This is a genomic window from Leisingera sp. M523, assembly GCF_025141335.1.
Classification (GTDB): Bacteria; Pseudomonadota; Alphaproteobacteria; order Rhodobacterales; family Rhodobacteraceae; genus Leisingera.
The window spans coordinates 1738704-1754494 of the sequence record NZ_CP081036.1; the positions used below are offsets into that span (position 1 = coordinate 1738704).

Genomic DNA, 15791 nt, shown 5'->3' on the forward strand with positions numbered 1-15791 from the left:
TAATGCAGCGCAGGAACAATTTCCCGCGCTGCTTGCGATGCTTAGAAGAAAGCCTGCAATCCGGTCTGAGCCCGGCCCAGGATCAAGGCATGCACGTCGTGGGTGCCCTCATAAGTGTTCACCGTCTCCAGGTTCACCATGTGGCGGATCACGTTGAACTCCAGGCTGATGCCGTTGCCACCGTGCATATCCCGCGCCATGCGGGCGATATCCAGCGCCTTGCCGCAGTTGTTTCGTTTGATGATCGAGATCATTTCCGGCGCCGCATTGGCGGCATCCATCAGCCGCCCAACCTGCAATGACGCCTGCAGACCCAAAGTGATTTCCGTCTGCATGTTCGCCAGTTTCAGCTGAAACAGCTGGGTGTTGGCCAGCGGACGCCCGAATTGCGTGCGATCCAGGCCATATTGCCGGGCGGCGTGCCAGCAAGCCTCAGCCGCGCCCATTGCGCCCCAGCTGATGCCATAACGCGCGCGGTTCAAACAGCCGAACGGACCTTTGAGCCCTTGAACATGCGGCAGCAACGCATCCTCGCCGACCTCAACACCGTCCATCACGATCTCACCAGTAATGGACGCGCGCAGGCTGGCCTTGTTTTTTATTTTTGGCGCGCTCAGGCCTTTCAAGCCCTTCTCCAGCACAAAACCGCGGATCTTGCCGCCATGGGCTTCGGATTTTGCCCAGACAACAAAGACATCAGCGATAGGCGCGTTGGAAATCCACATTTTGGAGCCGGTCAGACGGTAACCGCCTTCGGTCTTTTCAGCCCGGGTTTTCATACCGGCGGGATCAGAACCCGCGTCCGGTTCAGTAAGGCCGAAACAACCGATCCATTCGCCGGTAGCAAGCTTGGGCAGGTACTTCCGGCGCTGTTCTTCGCTTCCATATGCGTAAATCGGATACATCACCAACGAACTTTGCACCGACATCATTGAGCGGTAGCCGCTGTCTACCCGTTCCACCTCGCGGGCCACCAGGCCATAGGACACGTAGCCGCCGCCAAGCCCGCCGTATTCCTCCGGGATGGTGGTGCCCAACAGACCCATCCCGCCCATCTCGCGGAAAATTTCCGGATCAGTTTCCTCGTTTTCATAAGCGCTTAGCACTCGAGGTTGAAGTTTTTCCTGAGCATAGGCGCGGGCGGAGGCGGCGATCATCCGCTCGTCTTCAGTCAGCTGGTCCTCCAACCGCAACGGGTCTTCCCAATTGAAACGGCCCAGGTCCGGGGTATCCTTGGCGCGCAGGGCGGGTTTGTCAGTCATCTTGTCACCTCAGTGGTTCGCGAATTGGACAAACCCTAACGCGAGGTGAACGGAAAAAACAGCGAGACTTTCGCAACAAACCATGACAAACACTCATACATGACTGTGCCGCGTAAATTCCTGCCCTCGATCTCCTCGCTGCGCGCGCTGGAGGCAGTGGACCGGCTGGGCAGCGCCTCGGCGGCTGCAGATGAATTGGCGTTGACACAAGGGGCTGTCAGCCGCCAGCTGCAGACGCTGGAACGGCAATTGGGGATGGACCTGGTGCAACGGGACCAGAAGCGGCTGGCTCTGACCACAGAGGCGCAGGATTACGCCGCCGAGATCCGCCAGGCATTGAACCAGATCGTGCAATCCACCCTTCGTTTACAGGCCGCGCCGCTGGCCGGGTCGCTCAATCTGGCAATCCTGCCTGCCTTTGGCATGCGCTGGCTGATGCCGCGGCTGCCGGAATTTGCCCGGTTGCACCCGGATGTGACCATCAACATGGCGACCCGGCTGGAACCTTTCAACTTTGCCACTGAACCCTTTGATGCAGCGATACATTTTGGGGATGCGTCCTGGCCGGGAACGCAATCACTGCTTTTGAAGCACGAGCAGCTTTTGCCGGTCTGCGCACCGCTGCTTCTGGAAGGGCGCAGCATTTATGAGGTCAAAGACATCCTGAAGCTGCCGCTGTTGCACATTCAGACCAGGACAAACGCCTGGACCGATTGGTTTGAGCAGAATGGTATTGAAGCTGGTGCCAGCCTGGGCGGTACAATCTATGATCAATTCGCAACCATCACCCAGGCTGCGCTGCATGGGTTGGGTGTCGCCTTGATGCCGGATTATCTGGTCGAGCAGGATCTGGCGACAGGCCGCCTGGTGGCGCTGCATCCGGAGCCGGTGGAAACCGAAGGCGCCTATTACCTGGTCTGGCCGGAGCGGAAATCCAACGCGCCGGCGCTGATGAAATTCCGCACCTGGCTGGCCGGGAAGGCCCAGCCCGAAGACCCGCTGCCGCGTTAAAATCAGGGGGGCCATGCGTGCCCCCCCTTTACGCCATCCGTGTCCCTTGGTGCCGGTTCAGCCCAGATTTCAGCCCGGGTTTCAGCCTAAGGCGTAGCCAGCGCCGCGCACCGTACGGACCGGATCGTTGCCGCCGTGCTGGGTGAGCGCCTTGCGCAATCGGCCGATGTGGACGTCGACGGTGCGGGTGTCGACGTAGATGTCACGGCCCCAGACGCGATCCAGCAGCTGTTCACGGCTCCACACCCGGCCCGGTTTTTCAATGAAGGTGGAGAGCAGGCGGAATTCGGTCGGTCCCAGCTTGAGCGGGTTGCCGCCCCGGCTGACCTTGTGGGTTTCGGCGTCCAGTACGATATCATCATATTCCAGCCGCACACCCACGGTAGAGGGCCGCACCCGGCGCAGCTGGCTGCGCACGCGGGCCATAAGCTCCGCCACCGAATAGGGCTTCACAACGTAATCGTCGGCGCCGGTTTCCAGGCCGCGCACCTTGTCCACTTCTTCGGACCTCGCGGACAGCATGATAACCGGGATATTGCGGGTTTCCGCGCGGGTCTTGAGGCGGCGGCACACTTCAATACCGCTGAGATTGGGCATCATCCAATCGAGGATGATCATATCCGGCATGTCCTCCTCAACCATCAGCAAGGCTTCCTCGCCGTCCTTGGCCCTGAGCACACGAAAACCGTCCGCTTCGAGGTTATAGGCCAGCACTTCCCGTTGTGCCATTTCGTCTTCTACAACCAAAACAGTGGGCTGATCGGCAGCCATTGGTCAGATCTCCTGCGGTGTGGTTGAGGTGGTGTCGAACTTCTTGCGGTCTTCCTCCGGCTTTTCGCCGGTGACCAGATAGATCACCTGTTCTGCAATCGCGGTCACATGGTCGCCCATGCGTTCAGTGTTTTTTGCGATGAAATGCAAGTGCATACAGGCCGAAATGTTGCGCGGGTCTTCCATCATGTGGGTCAAAAATTCGCGGAACAGGGCGTTGTACATCTGATCCACATCGCGGTCGCGCTCTATCACGTCGCGGGCCAGTTCCACGTCGCGCTGGATATAGGAATCAAGCGCGTCCTTCAACATCCGCTCTACCTCGCGCGCCATCCGGCGCAGGGCGGCGGCGCCTTCGCTGGTGTTCGGCCCCTGAGCCAGCACTGTGGTGCGCTTGGCCATGTTTTTCGCATAATCGCCAATGCGTTCCAGGTTGCCGGCGATCTTCATCACTGACAGCACCAGCCGCAGGTCGGAAGCCGCCGGAGCACGCAGCGCGATCAGCCGGGCGGTTTCCTCGTTGATCAATTCTTCCAGCCCGTCAATGGCCTTGTCGCCCTGGCGCACAGTCAGGGCCAGTTCTTCATCGCGGGTTTCAAGAGCCTTGGCGGCTTCGCGGATAGCGTCCTCGACCAGGCCGCCCATTTTCATGATCCGGGCCTGGATTGCCTCCAGGTCACGGTCGAAAGCAGATGCAATATGCTGTGCAGTCATTTGTTTTTCCTAAAGATCAGCCGATCCGGCCGGTAATGTAGCTCTCGGTGCGCGGATCTTCGGGATTGGTGAAGATCTGGCCAGTGGGACCGAATTCCACCAGATTGCCGAGGTGGAAGAAGGCGGTCTTCTGGCTGACTCGCGCGGCCTGCTGCATCGAGTGGGTGACGATCACCACCGAATACTGGCTGCGCAGTTCGTCGATCAGTTCCTCCACTTGCGCAGTCGCGATGGGGTCAAGCGCCGAGCATGGTTCATCCATCAGCAGCACTTCTGGTTCAGTGGCTACGGCGCGGGCGATGCACAGGCGCTGCTGCTGGCCGCCGGACAGGCCGGTACCAGGGGCATCAAGGCGGTCTTTCACCTCGTCCCAGATGGCTGCGCGGCGCAGAGATTTTTCAACGATCTCATCCAGTTCCGCTTTGTTCTTGGCAAGGCCGTGAATGCGAGGGCCATAGGCCACGTTGTCATAGATCGATTTCGGAAACGGGTTCGGCTTCTGGAACACCATGCCGACCTTGGCGCGCAGCTGTACCGGGTCGACGCGACGGTCATAGATATCCTCGCCATCCAGCAGGATGTCGCCCTTCACGCGGCAGATATCAATGGTATCGTTCATCCGGTTCAGACAGCGCAGGAAGGTCGACTTGCCGCAGCCCGAGGGGCCGATAAAGGCGGTGACGGTCTTGTCCTCGATCTCGACATTCACGTCTTTGATCGCGTGGCTGTCGCCGTAGTGGACGTTGACGTCCTTGGCGGCGATTTTGATTTTCTGTGTGTCCACGGTGTTTTCCATCAAGGTCATGTCGTTCATTGCACTATGCCCCCTTACCAGCGGCGTTCAAAGCGGCGGCGCAGGATCACGGCGAAAGTGTTCATGGTCACCAGGAAGATGAGAAGGATGATGATGCCGCCCCAGGCGCGTTCATAAAAGGCCGGGTCGGCGCGTTTGGCCCATTCGTAGATCTGCGCGGGCATGGCGGAGTTCGGCGCCAGCAGGCCGTCGGCAATCGTTTCCGGCGCGTTGGAGGCGATGAAGCCGACCATGCCGATCAGCAACAGCGGCGCGGTCTCGCCCAGTGCCTGCGCCAGTCCAATAATGGTGCCGGTCAGGATGCCCGGTGCGGCCAGCGGCAGCACGTGGTGAAACACCGCCTGCATCTTGGACGCCCCGACACCCAGCGCGGCGTCGCGGATCGACGGCGGCACCGATTTCAGCGAGGCGCGGGTGGAGATGATGATGGTCGGCAGAGTCATCAGTGTCAGCACCAGCCCGCCCACCAAGGGGGCCGAGGTCGGCAAGTGCATGTAGTTGATGAACACCGCAAGGCCGAGGATACCGAACACGATGGAGGGCACCGCGGCGAGGTTGGAGATGTTCACCTCGATCATGTCGGTGAGCCAGTTTTGCGGCGCGAATTCCTCAAGGTAGATCGACGCGGCCACACCAATCGGCAGCGCCAGCGCCAGCACCACCAGCATCATGAACAGCGACCCCAGCATTGCAACGCCGATACCAGCAGCCTCGGGGCGGGCGTCAGACGCATCGGCGCCCAGGATGAAGTCGAGGTTGAAGGTTTTTTCCAGCACCCCGGCAGCAGCCAAAGCGTCAACAAGATCAAGCTGCTCGGCCGAGATGTTCTTGTCGTTGACGATGCTGTCACGGGTGACGCGGCCCTTCAGGTAGCCGTCCACCCGGCCTGAGGCGAGGAAGCGGAACTCAACCGTTTGGCCGATCTGATCCGGGTTGGCGATGACAAAATCGCGCAGCTGGGCGGCGACGTCCTTGGACAGGATGCCGGCCAGTTCCTTGGATTTGAGGCTGGTCTCAATGCCCAGCTCCGCCACCGCGGCCTCCATCGCGCCCTTGATGATCGGGGCATAACCGAAGGTGGTGACCTTCTTGATATCGGCCAGGTCGCGGTTGCCCTTCTTGTCTAGTTTGGCTTCCAGCAGGTCCACTTTCAGGGTGACAAAAGTCTGCTGGAACGCACCGGTGCCCTTGCCGACGATGGTGGTCACCAGGATCGCCAGCATCAGCAGGCCGGCAGCGATGGCAGCAATACCATAAGCCTTGAACCGGGTTTCTGCCGCGTTGCGCTTTTTGGTATGCGGGGTTTGCTCCAGCAGCGAGCCGCCGTGTTTGCGCGGCGCAGAGGGGGATTGGCTGAGATCGGTCATCAGTCGTACTGCTCCCGGTATTTGCGCACGATATAGAGCGCCAGGACGTTCAGGCCGAGGGTCAGGACAAACAGGGTCAGACCCAGGGCAAAGGCAACCAGCGTTTCGGGGCTGGCAAAGTCGGTGTCACCGGTCAGCTGGCTGACGATGCGGGTGGTGATCGTGGTCATCGACTCCAGCGGGTTGGCAGAGAACTTGGCAATCGCCCCAGCCCCCATCACCACGATCATGGTCTCGCCAATGGCACGCGAGGCGGCCAGCAGCACCGCGCCGACAATGCCCGGCAGCGCCGCCGGTATCACCACCTGGCGCACGGTTTCAGATTTGGTAGCGCCGAGGCCCAAGGAGCCATCGCGCATTGCCTGCGGCACCGCGTTGATGATGTCATCGGACAGCGAGGAGACAAAGGGGATCAGCATAATGCCCATCACCAACCCGGCAGTCAGCACCGAAGTGGCACCGGCCATCCACTCGACCCCCAAGAGGCCGCCCTTGCCAAAGAGGTCCGCCAGTGCCGGACCAACGGTCAGCAGCGCAAACAGGCCGTAAACGATGGTCGGGATACCGGCGAGGATCTCCAGCAGCGGTTTGGCAAAGGCCCGTACAGTGCCGCTGGCATATTCCGACAGATAGATGGCTGCAAACAGGCCAACCGGCACCGCCACCAAAAGGGCGATAAAGGAGATATAGAGCGTACCCCACAACAGCGGCAGGATCGACAGCTCACTGTCGCCGCGGAAGTTGGGCGCCCAGGTGGAGCCGAAGAAGAAATCCGTCCAACTGTGCAGGCCAAAGAAGTTTTTGGTTTCAAACAGCATCGACAGAACGATGCCGATGGTAGTCAGGATCGCCAGCGAGGCGGCAAGGATCAGCAGCGCCAGAATGGCCCGCTCCACCACATTCCGGGCACGGAAATCCTTGTGGCTGCGGCTGTAGGCCCAAGCGAAACCGCCAAATGCCAGCAGCGCGACAACCACGATCATGGCGGTCCGACCGGTGTGCGATAGGTTGCGGTAGGTTTGGGCCGCCGTCAGGACTTCGGGCTGCACGTCCGAGCCAAGGGCCACGCCGACCTCACCCAGCAGGGCACGCACGTTCTGGTCGCCGCTGTTGATGTCGCGCGCCTGGCGGGCGGTCAACAGCCCCTGTTCCACTGCGCTGTCCAGCCCCTCGGCGACGCGGCGCACGTCGCTCATCACCAGGCCCAGGGTGGAGTTTTCCGGAACCGCTTCAGCCGGGATTGTGCCGGAGACACGGGTCTCGATGAACATCGGTTGCGCCAGAAGCCAGATGGCCAGCGCCGTGACGGCCGGGACAAAGGCGGCCATCGCAACATGGTAGCCGTAATATGACGGCAGCGAGTGCAGGTCCCTCACATCACCGTTTGCAGTGGCAATCGCGCGGCGGCGGCCGCCGTAAAAGCCAGCGGCAGACAGTGCGAGCAGGAGGGCAACAAGCCAGAAAGTGGGCATGAAAAGCTCCGGTTTGGCGGTGGCGTATTTGCTGCGGCAGCCCTGCCGCGGAAAGAAAGCGCCGGGGCGGATGGCTCCGCCCCGGCGGGGGTCAATCGCACACAGGGCGTCTTAGGAGTTGCCGCCCATCACGGCCTCGTTGGAAACAGATTCCTGAGTGTCCGCCAGTTCCGGGTCGGCAACCAGACCGTATTCGGCCAGCGGGCCGTCTTCGCCGGCAACTTCGTCAGCCACGAAGAATTCCGCGTATTCCTTCAGGCCCGGGATCACGCCGATGTGGGCTTTCTTCACGTAGAAAAACAGCGGGCGGGAGACCGGATATTCGCCGGTTGCGATGCTTTCGGTCGAAGGCACGATGCCGGACATGGTGGCAACTTGCAGCTTGTCGGTGTTGTTCTCATAAAACGCCAGGCCAAAGACGCCGATACCGTCCTTGTTGCTTTCAATGCGGGCAAGGGTCTCGGTGTAGTCGCCGTCAATATCGACCGATTTGCCGTCGGTGCGCAGGGCGATACAGGCTTTCTCGGCTGCTTTCTTCTTGGCTTTGTCACTATCCCCTTCGGCGTGGGCCAGCAGGTGCTCAAACGCGCCGGTGGCTTCGCAGCCGGCCAGGATCACCTTGTCCTCAAAGACTTCGCGGGTGCCGTGTTTGGTGCCCGGAACAAAGGCCTGGATGTCGACAGCCGGAAAGTTGGCGTTCACGTCGGCCCAGGTTGTGTTCGGGTTGTCGACCAGTTTGCCGTCGACCATGATCTTGTCGGACAGCGCCAGAAACCAGTCGGTAGGGGTGTACTCAAAAGAATTGGCGTTGATGTCCGAGGCAAACACGATGCCGTCATAGCCGATGCGGACTTCGATGATGCCGGTCACGCCGTTTTCGGCGCAGGCGGCGATTTCCTTGTCCTTGATCTTGCGCGACGCATTGGCAACGTCGATGGTGTTCTCGCCCACGCCTTCGCAGAACCGCTTGAGACCAGCGGAGGAGCCGCCGGATTCCACAACCGGGGTCGGGAAATCGAAGTTTTCGCCAAAGGCTTCTGCCACGATCGAAGCATAGGGCAGAACGGTCGACGAACCGGCAACCTGCACCTGGTCGCGGGCAGCTGCTGCGGTGGCGGATACGGCGGCGATAGCCAGGGTGGAAGCGGTCAGTTTCACAAAGGACATTTGTGTCTCCAAGAGTTTCTAAGTTCGATCACCCCGTCGATGATCTAGGCCCCTCGTAGAAGCCGCTGATGAGCCTTTTGTGACGGCAGTGTAACAGCTGCATGACAAACCGCGTTTCGGCGGCAAAAAATGTGACACGAAAGAAGAAAACCGCCGCCGGGTGTCCGGCGGCGGCTTGGATGCCTTGGCAGTATTTTCAGAAAGACGGCCTACTTGGGCAGGATCACTGTGAAAACAGACCCCTGGCCCAGATCGCTTTCCACCCGCAGCCGTCCACGGTGGCGGTTGATTATGTGTTTTACAATGGCCAGCCCCAGCCCGGTTCCGCCCATCTCACGCGAGCGGTGGCTGTCGGCGCGGTAGAACCGTTCTGTCAGGCGCGGCAGATGAACGGGGTCGATGCCCGGCCCGTTGTCGATCACTTGAACACGGGCTGCAGGCACGCGCACCGACGGCTCCCGTTCTGTAAAGCTAAGCTCAACGCAGACCCGGTCGCCTCCGTATTTGACCGCGTTTTCAACCAGGTTGGTGAACACCTGCTGCAGCTGATCCGGATCGCCAATGACCGTTGCACTGTCCTGCGGCGCCTTCAACTCCATTGAAACGCCGCGCGCCTCGGCGACCGGAGCGAGGGTTTTCAGCGTCGTAGCCAGATGGGCGGCCAGATCGACGCTCTGCTTGGGGCGCACCCGTTCTTCGCTTTCGACCCGGTTCAGCGACAGGAGGTCCCCGACCAGGCGGTTCATCCGGCTGGCTTCGCCCTCCATAATTGTCAGGAAACGGTCCCGGGCAGCGGAATCATCCTTGGCCGGGCCGCGCAGGGTTTCGATAAAGCCGATCAAAGCCGTCAGCGGCGTGCGCAGCTCATGGCTGACATTGGCCACAAAATCGCGGCGCATCTGGCTGGCTTGCTCACGTTCGGTAATGTCATCAAAACAAACCAGGGCCGCGCCGCCGCCAACAGCGCCAATGCCAGGGACATATCGCAGGGTGACCGTGTAAGCAGTGTCTTGGGCGCCGTCGTTGGACAGGTGCCGCGCGGTTCGCGATTCCTTGTCGTTCAGGCAGGCCTCGATGGCTGTGGCAACGCTGGGCTGGCGCAGGATGGTGGCGAAGTGGCGGCCCCTGATCCCCTGCCCCAGCAGCGCCTCGGCGCCGCTGTTCACAGCGATGAAACGTTCGGTCTGGTCCACCATCACGGCAGGCAGCGGGATCGCCGCCAGAAACCCGTCAATCTGATCGGTCGTCATCTGTACCCCGCGGTTACATTCCCAGCCTGTCTAGCGCCGCTGTGTAAAGCTGATGTGGCAGCCGGCCCGATTACAGCGGTTTCAGCTCTGCCCGAAAGCGGCGCATGTTGTCCTGATACAGCAGCGCGCTTTGCGTGAGCTTTTCCGCCAACTCGGCGTCCACTTCACGCACCACCTTGCCCGGGCTTCCCATCACCAGCGAGTTGTCGGGGATTTCCTTGTTCTCGGTTATCAATGCCCCTGCCCCGATCAGGCAATTCCTGCCGATCTTTGCGCCGTTCAGGATGGTGGCGCCCATGCCAACCAGGGTATTTTCACCAATAGTGCAGCCGTGCAGCATCGCCTTGTGGCCGATGGTGCAGTTCCTGCCGATGGTCAGCGGATAGCCTGCATCAATATGCATCACCACGTTTTCCTGCACGTTGGTGCCTTCGCAGATGCGTATTTCCTCGTGGTCGGCGCGAATGGTGACGCCGAACCAGACCGAAGCGCCCGCCTCCATCACTACTTTGCCGATCAGGTTGGCATCAGGGGCGACCCAGGTGTCTTCGTGAAGCTGCGGCTGGTTATCCCCGAGTGCATACAAGGTCATGACTGTTCCTCGAACTGGGTTTGCAGGGTGCGGACATGATCCTGTAACCTGGGCTGCTGGATGCGGCGCATCCGCTCGGCCTCGACAATGGTTTTCAGCCGGGCCTCGGTCTCGTCCAGATCATCGTTGACCAGCACATAATCATAATAACCCCAGTGGCTGATCTCATCCCAGCTTTTCAGCATTCGCTTGGAAATCACATCCTCGCTGTCCTGAGCACGGGTTTCCAGACGGCGGCGCAGCTCGGTGATCGAGGGCGGCAGGATAAAGATCGACAGCGCGTGTTTGCCCAGGTCTGAATTGCGGATCTGGATTTCACCCTGCCAATCGACGTCGAACAGCACGTCCTGACCGGATTCTATGGTGTCTTTCACCGGGCCTGCGGGGGAGCCGTAGAAGTTACCGAACACATGGGCGTGTTCCAGCATGCCGCCTTCGGCCACCTTCTGCCGGAAGTCGTCTTCGGAAGTGAAATAATATTCGCGGCCGTGCTCCTCACCCGGACGCGGGGCGCGGGTGGTGGCGGAGACCGAAAATTTGAGGCCCGGGTCCCAGGCCATCAGGCGGCGGGCCAAAGTGGATTTACCGGCGCCCGAAGGCGATGAGAGGATGATCAAAAGGCCGCGGCGGTCCGCCATCTGGGCACTCCTTTTCTTATTCTATGTTCTGCACCTGCTCGCGCATCTGGTCGATCACGGTTTTCAGCTCAAGCCCGACTGCCGTCAAGGCGCTGTGCTGCGCTTTTGAACACAGCGTGTTGGCCTCGCGGTTGAACTCCTGCATCAGGAAGTCGAATTTACGGCCCACCGCGCCGCCCTTGGCCAGAAGATCGCGGGCAGCAGTCACATGGGCGCCAAGACGGTCGAGTTCTTCTGTCACATCCGCCTTGACCGCGATCAGGGCCAGCTCCTGGGCCACGCGGTCCGGATCAGCGCCATCGGCATTGTCCATGACGCGCGCCAGGTTGGTCTTAAGCGTCTCCGCCATTTTCAACTTGCGCTCGTCGGCACGCTCCCCGGCCCGGGCCGTCAGCGCGGCGACCTGCTCCAGCTGGCCGTTAAGGATTTGGGCAAGTGCGGCCCCCTCGGCTTCGCGCATTTGCACGAATTCCGCCACAAGGGTTTCCAATTCCTTGCTGAGTGCAGCGACCAGCGGTGCCGGATCATCGTCCCCCGCGGACTGCTCCAGCACCCCTTTGAACGTGAGAACTTCGGCGGCTGAGGCCGGGCGGATTTCCACCCGGTTCTGCTTGGCAATGGATTGTGTCTCAGCCAGCGACTTGATCACCGATTGCAGAACGGCACTGTTGATCCGCATCTGCGCGGTGCCGTCTTCGCTGCGCGAAACACGCAAGGTGAGCGAGACATTGCCCCGTGCCAGGGCTTTAGCCAGGGCCGACCGGACATGATTTTCAAGGCCTTCCAGCCAATCCGGCACCCGCAGCCGCAGATCCAGCCCCTTGGCATTGACCGATCGGAGCTCCCAGCTCCAGCTGTGCTGATCAGAGCTGCCTTGCGCTGAGGCAAAGGCGGTCATGCTGCGGATGGTCATCGGGCAGGCCCTCTTGTCGCTGGTGATTGATCAGCTCTACTGTCTCAAAAGTATAGGGTGCAAGCGCAATCGCATAACCGCGGCGCGCCTATCGCGTTAACCATTGCTTAAAGAAGTAGTCCAAATTTGAATTAGATTGTGTCATCTTAACTTCAGGGTAACCAAGCCGGCCCTAAGAGTTAACGCAGCCATCGGTTGCCGCAACCAAAGGGAAGGCCGGGGTTGAAGGGGATGAAGATATGATTTTTGGCAGCCGCAGCGGAACCGAAGTGCCGACAGGTCAAGACAAGGTTATTTCCATGAACCGCTTCCGCAAGGGCGGCTCGCAATCGCCGCTGCGCCAAGCGGAAGCCTATTGGACCGCGCTGCGCCGCGGTGATGATGTGCCCAGCCGCTCGCAGATTGATCCGCGCGGGCTGGAGAACATCCTGAGCAATACATTCATTCTGGAACGGATCGCACCTGGCATTGCCCGCTTCCGCCTTGCCGGAACGCTGGTGAACGAAATGGCAGGTATGGAAGTGCGCGGCATGCCGGTGACGGCGTTCTTTACCACCGAGGCCCGCAAACAGCTAAGCTCTGCCATGGAGCATATGTTCGAAACCCCCGCCATTATTGAGCTGGAGCTGCAAATCGAGGCACCGCGCCAGCGCACACCGCGTGACGCCCGCATGCTGCTGCTGCCATTGCGCAGCGACCTGGGCGATATCAGCCGGGTTCTGGGGGTTCTGGTCGCGGATGAAGGGGCGGCCGCCACCTCGCAGCGTTTCTCGATCTCGTCGATCGAAATGCGTGCGGTCGGCAAAGCCCCTGGTGCTGCCGGGTTCAAAGCCAAACCGCGGGATTCAGCCGCAGACGAGGGTCGGGACGCAAACCAGCCTAACCCGGGTTTTGCAGAAACCCAGGCGCGGTTCAAACCGGAACGTTCAATTATGGACGAGGCCAAGGCGCTGCTGGAACGCAGCCGCGCAGGTAAACTTGGGGAACCGGCAGATACAACCGCGAAGGCCGCGGACCCGAACGAAGGTAAGCGCAAGCGGGCTTCGCATCTGCGTTTGATTGTGAGCCGCGACTGACATGCAGGCGCCGGAATACGGCCCCGCCGCATAAGTATTTTCAATTCAAGTCCAAGGTCATAGCACTTGAAGCGACTGCGCCCCTAGGGAGAACCCCGGGGCGCCTTTTTTGCATGTGCAATGTTTCAAATGGCCACGCGCCGTAACAGCGCGCGGCCTGTCCAGGCTTCAGCCAGCCTGGCGGGTGCTTTGGGAGGCCCGCAGGGCAGACAGTTCCTCGGCCACCAGGAAGGCCAGCTCCAGCGACTGGCTGGCGTTGAGGCGCGGATCGCAGGCAGTGTGGTAGCGGTCGCTCAGATCCTCATCCGTCACCGCGCGGACGCCGCCGGTGCATTCGGTCACGTCCTGGCCGGTCATTTCGAAATGCACGCCGCCCGGAATAGTGCCTTCGGCCTTGTGAACACCGAAGAAGTCGCGCACTTCGCGCAGAACACTGTCAAAAGGACGGGTTTTGTAGCCGGTGGAGGATTTGATGGTGTTGCCATGCATCGGGTCGCAGACCCAGGTGACATTGGCGCCCTCTTCCTTGACCGCCTTGACCAAGCGCGGCAGATGTTCACCGGCCTTGCCTGCGCCGAAGCGGGCGATCAGGGTCAGCTTGCCCTCTTCGTTCTCCGGGTTCAGGCGCGACATCAGCACCTTAAGATCCTCGGCGGTGGTGGTCGGGCCGCATTTAAGGCCGATCGGGTTCAGCACACCGCGGCAGAACTCGACATGGGCGCCGTCTGGCTGGCGGGTGCGGTCGCCGATCCAGATCATGTGGCCGGAACCGGCCAGCCATTTGCCGGAGGTTGAATCAAGCCGGGTCAGCGCTTCCTCATATTCCAGCAGCAGCCCTTCGTGGCTGGTGTAGAAATCCACGGTCGAGAATTCGTGGGTGGTGTCGGCGGTTATGCCGGCGGCAGCCATGAAATCAATGGTGTCCTGAATACGGTTTGCGATCTCGCTGTATTTCTGGACTTCCTGTTCATCGGTAAAGCCCAGGGTCCAGGAATGCACCCGGCTCATATCGGCAAACCCGCCGGTGGAGAAAGCGCGCAGCAGGTTCAGCGTTGCAGCGGCCTGGGTATAGGCCTGCAGCATCTTCTGCGGGTTGGGAATGCGCGCGGCAGAGGTAAATTCCAACTCGTTGATGATATCACCGCGGTAGCTGGGCAGCTCAACGCCATCAATGGTTTCGGTCGGCGCGCTGCGCGGCTTGGCGAACTGGCCGGCCATACGGCCCACTTTCACCACCGGCACCTTGGCGCCATAGGTCAGCACCATCGCCATTTGCAGCATCACCATAAAGGTGTCGCGGATCGCATCAGCGCTGAACTGGTCAAAGCTTTCGGCGCAATCGCCGCCCTGCAGCAGAAAGGCTTCGCCGCGCCCTGCAGCACCAATATGCTGTTTAAGGCGGCGCGCTTCGCCGGCAAAGACCAGCGGGGGGAATTTGGAAAGCTGAGCCTCGACAGCATTCAGCGCTGCCGCATCGGTATAGTCCGGCATTTGAACCCGCGGCTTGTTGCGCCAGTCCGTTTTTTGCCATTCGCTCATGACTTTATCTCCGCATCAGAGGTCTTTGGATTGTGTTGGGTGCTCTATACAAAATCCGCACCGGGGTGGCCAGTTTAGAATTGCGCCCACTTGACCCCGGGTCCAAGCTGTGAGCACGGTTTCCCGACCTGCCGCGGAGCGTGCTGCCGCGGCCCGAATTGTTTCTTGAAGGACGCTCGCCATGCAGACGCCACGCAAGCCTGCTGATTCTGGAGTTGACGCCGGCCAGCCAAAACGGTTCGTTTTTGTGCTTCTCGATAAGTTCACGATGCTTTCCTATGCATCGGCTGTCGAATGCCTGCGGATTGCCAACCGGATGCATGGGAAGGACACCTATGCCTGGACGCTGATCGGTGAAGGCGGTGAAACGGTGACCTGTTCGGCCGGCACCACGTTTAACCTGGACGGCGATCTGAGCGACCTGCACCGCGACGATGTGGTCATGCTGTGCTCTGGCATTGATGTGCAGGACTCCACCACCAAAAAGCTCTTGGCCTGGCTGCGCCGCGAAGCCCGCAAGGGGCTGACCATCGGCGGGCTTTGCACCGCCTCTTACACATTGGCCAAGGCCGGTCTGCTGGACGGTAAGCGGGCCACTATCCACTGGGAAAACGCCGACAGCTTTGCCGAGGAGTTCGACGAGGTTGACCTGACCAAATCGGTCTTTGTGATTGATGGCAACCGGCTGTCCACCGCAGGCGGCACCTCGTCCATCGATCTGATGCTCAAGCTGATTGCCAATGACCATGGCGAGGAGCTGGCCAATGCGGTGGCGGACCAGCTGATCTATTCGTCCATCCGGACCGACCAGGATACCCAGCGTCTGTCGATCCCGACCCGCATCGGGGTGCGCCATCCGAAGCTGTCAATGGTGATCCAGATGATGGAAGCCAATATCGAAGAGCCGATCAGCCCGTCGGTTCTGGCGCAGGACGTCGGCATGTCCACCCGCCAGCTGGAGCGTCTGTTCCGCCGTTACCTGAACCGCTCACCCAAGCGCTATTACATGGAGATCCGGCTGCAAAAGGCGCGCAACCTGCTGATGCAGACGGATATGAGCGTGATCAACGTGGCACTGGCCTGCGGCTTTGCCTCACCGTCGCATTTCTCCAAGTGCTACCGGGCGCATTACGACACCACCCCCTACCGCGAACGCGGCAGCAAGGCGGCAACGTACAAGGTGTGACCAGCGCTGCCTGCCCGCT

General features: G+C 60.6%; 15 protein-coding genes. 3 read left to right on the forward strand and 12 right to left on the reverse strand.

The window, feature by feature from the left end; genetic code table 11:
* Positions 1-41 precede the first annotated feature (41 nt).
* Positions 42-1262, reverse strand: a complete 1221-nt coding sequence (locus tag K3557_RS08640) for an acyl-CoA dehydrogenase (RefSeq protein ID WP_259999118.1) — start codon at positions 1260-1262, stop codon at positions 42-44.
* A 99-nt stretch (positions 1263-1361) separates the two neighbouring features.
* Between K3557_RS08640 and K3557_RS08645 the strand changes: the two genes are divergently transcribed.
* Positions 1362-2273, forward strand: a complete 912-nt coding sequence (locus tag K3557_RS08645) for a LysR family transcriptional regulator (protein ID WP_259999120.1) — start codon at positions 1362-1364, stop codon at positions 2271-2273.
* 81 nt (positions 2274-2354) lie between these two features.
* On the opposite strand, the gene phoB is transcribed toward K3557_RS08645, so the two are convergent.
* From phoB to K3557_RS08695, 10 genes are all read right to left on the reverse strand, one after another.
* Positions 2355-3044, reverse strand: a complete 690-nt coding sequence (phoB, locus tag K3557_RS08650) for a phosphate regulon transcriptional regulator PhoB (protein WP_259992203.1) — start codon at positions 3042-3044, stop codon at positions 2355-2357.
* A 3-nt stretch (positions 3045-3047) separates the two neighbouring features.
* Positions 3048-3758 (reverse strand): phosphate signaling complex protein PhoU, encoded by a 711-nt coding sequence (gene phoU / locus K3557_RS08655; protein WP_259992205.1) that lies wholly within the window; start codon positions 3756-3758, stop codon positions 3048-3050.
* Positions 3759-3774: 16 nt separating this feature from the next.
* Complete coding sequence (gene pstB / locus K3557_RS08660) at positions 3775-4572, reverse strand: phosphate ABC transporter ATP-binding protein PstB (RefSeq protein WP_259992206.1); 798 nt, start codon at positions 4570-4572, stop codon at positions 3775-3777.
* 14 nt (positions 4573-4586) lie between these two features.
* Complete coding sequence (pstA, locus tag K3557_RS08665) at positions 4587-5939, reverse strand: phosphate ABC transporter permease PstA (RefSeq protein ID WP_259999122.1); 1353 nt, start codon at positions 5937-5939, stop codon at positions 4587-4589.
* Entirely contained in the window at positions 5939-7411 is a 1473-nt protein-coding gene (gene pstC, locus K3557_RS08670) for a phosphate ABC transporter permease subunit PstC (RefSeq protein WP_259999124.1), read from the reverse strand. Before pstC ends, pstA begins: the two co-directional genes overlap by 1 nt.
* A gap of 111 nt (positions 7412-7522) precedes the next feature.
* Positions 7523-8578 (reverse strand): substrate-binding domain-containing protein, encoded by a 1056-nt coding sequence (locus tag K3557_RS08675; protein ID WP_259999126.1) that lies wholly within the window; start codon positions 8576-8578, stop codon positions 7523-7525.
* Between the two features lie 209 nt (positions 8579-8787).
* On the reverse strand, positions 8788-9828 hold the full coding sequence (locus K3557_RS08680) for an ATP-binding protein (RefSeq protein WP_259999128.1): 1041 nt from the start codon (positions 9826-9828) through the stop codon (positions 8788-8790).
* A gap of 70 nt (positions 9829-9898) precedes the next feature.
* Positions 9899-10420: a gamma carbonic anhydrase family protein gene (locus tag K3557_RS08685; RefSeq protein ID WP_259999130.1), complete on the reverse strand. Its 522-nt coding sequence runs from the start codon at positions 10418-10420 to the stop codon at positions 9899-9901.
* Positions 10417-11058 carry a guanylate kinase gene (gene gmk / locus K3557_RS08690; RefSeq protein ID WP_259992218.1) on the reverse strand — a complete coding sequence of 214 codons (642 nt, stop codon included), beginning with the start codon at positions 11056-11058 and terminating at the stop codon, positions 10417-10419. Before gmk ends, K3557_RS08685 begins: the two co-directional genes overlap by 4 nt.
* A gap of 16 nt (positions 11059-11074) precedes the next feature.
* On the reverse strand, positions 11075-11971 hold the full coding sequence (locus tag K3557_RS08695; protein WP_259999132.1) for a YicC/YloC family endoribonuclease: 897 nt from the start codon (positions 11969-11971) through the stop codon (positions 11075-11077).
* 239 nt (positions 11972-12210) lie between these two features.
* Here K3557_RS08695 and K3557_RS08700 point away from each other — a divergent pair, with 239 nt between their 5' ends.
* Entirely contained in the window at positions 12211-13047 is an 837-nt protein-coding gene (locus K3557_RS08700; protein ID WP_259999134.1) for a PAS domain-containing protein, read from the forward strand.
* 168 nt (positions 13048-13215) lie between these two features.
* On the opposite strand, the gene K3557_RS08705 is transcribed toward K3557_RS08700, so the two are convergent.
* Positions 13216-14586, reverse strand: coding sequence for a class II 3-deoxy-7-phosphoheptulonate synthase (locus tag K3557_RS08705; protein WP_259999136.1), 1371 nt, complete (start codon positions 14584-14586; stop codon positions 13216-13218).
* 181 nt (positions 14587-14767) lie between these two features.
* On the opposite strand from K3557_RS08705, the gene K3557_RS08710 reads away from it, so the two are divergent.
* The gene (locus tag K3557_RS08710; protein ID WP_259992226.1) at positions 14768-15772 is read left to right on the forward strand and encodes a GlxA family transcriptional regulator; all 1005 of its coding nucleotides are present in this window, start codon (positions 14768-14770) and stop codon (positions 15770-15772) included.
* Positions 15773-15791 lie beyond the last annotated feature (19 nt).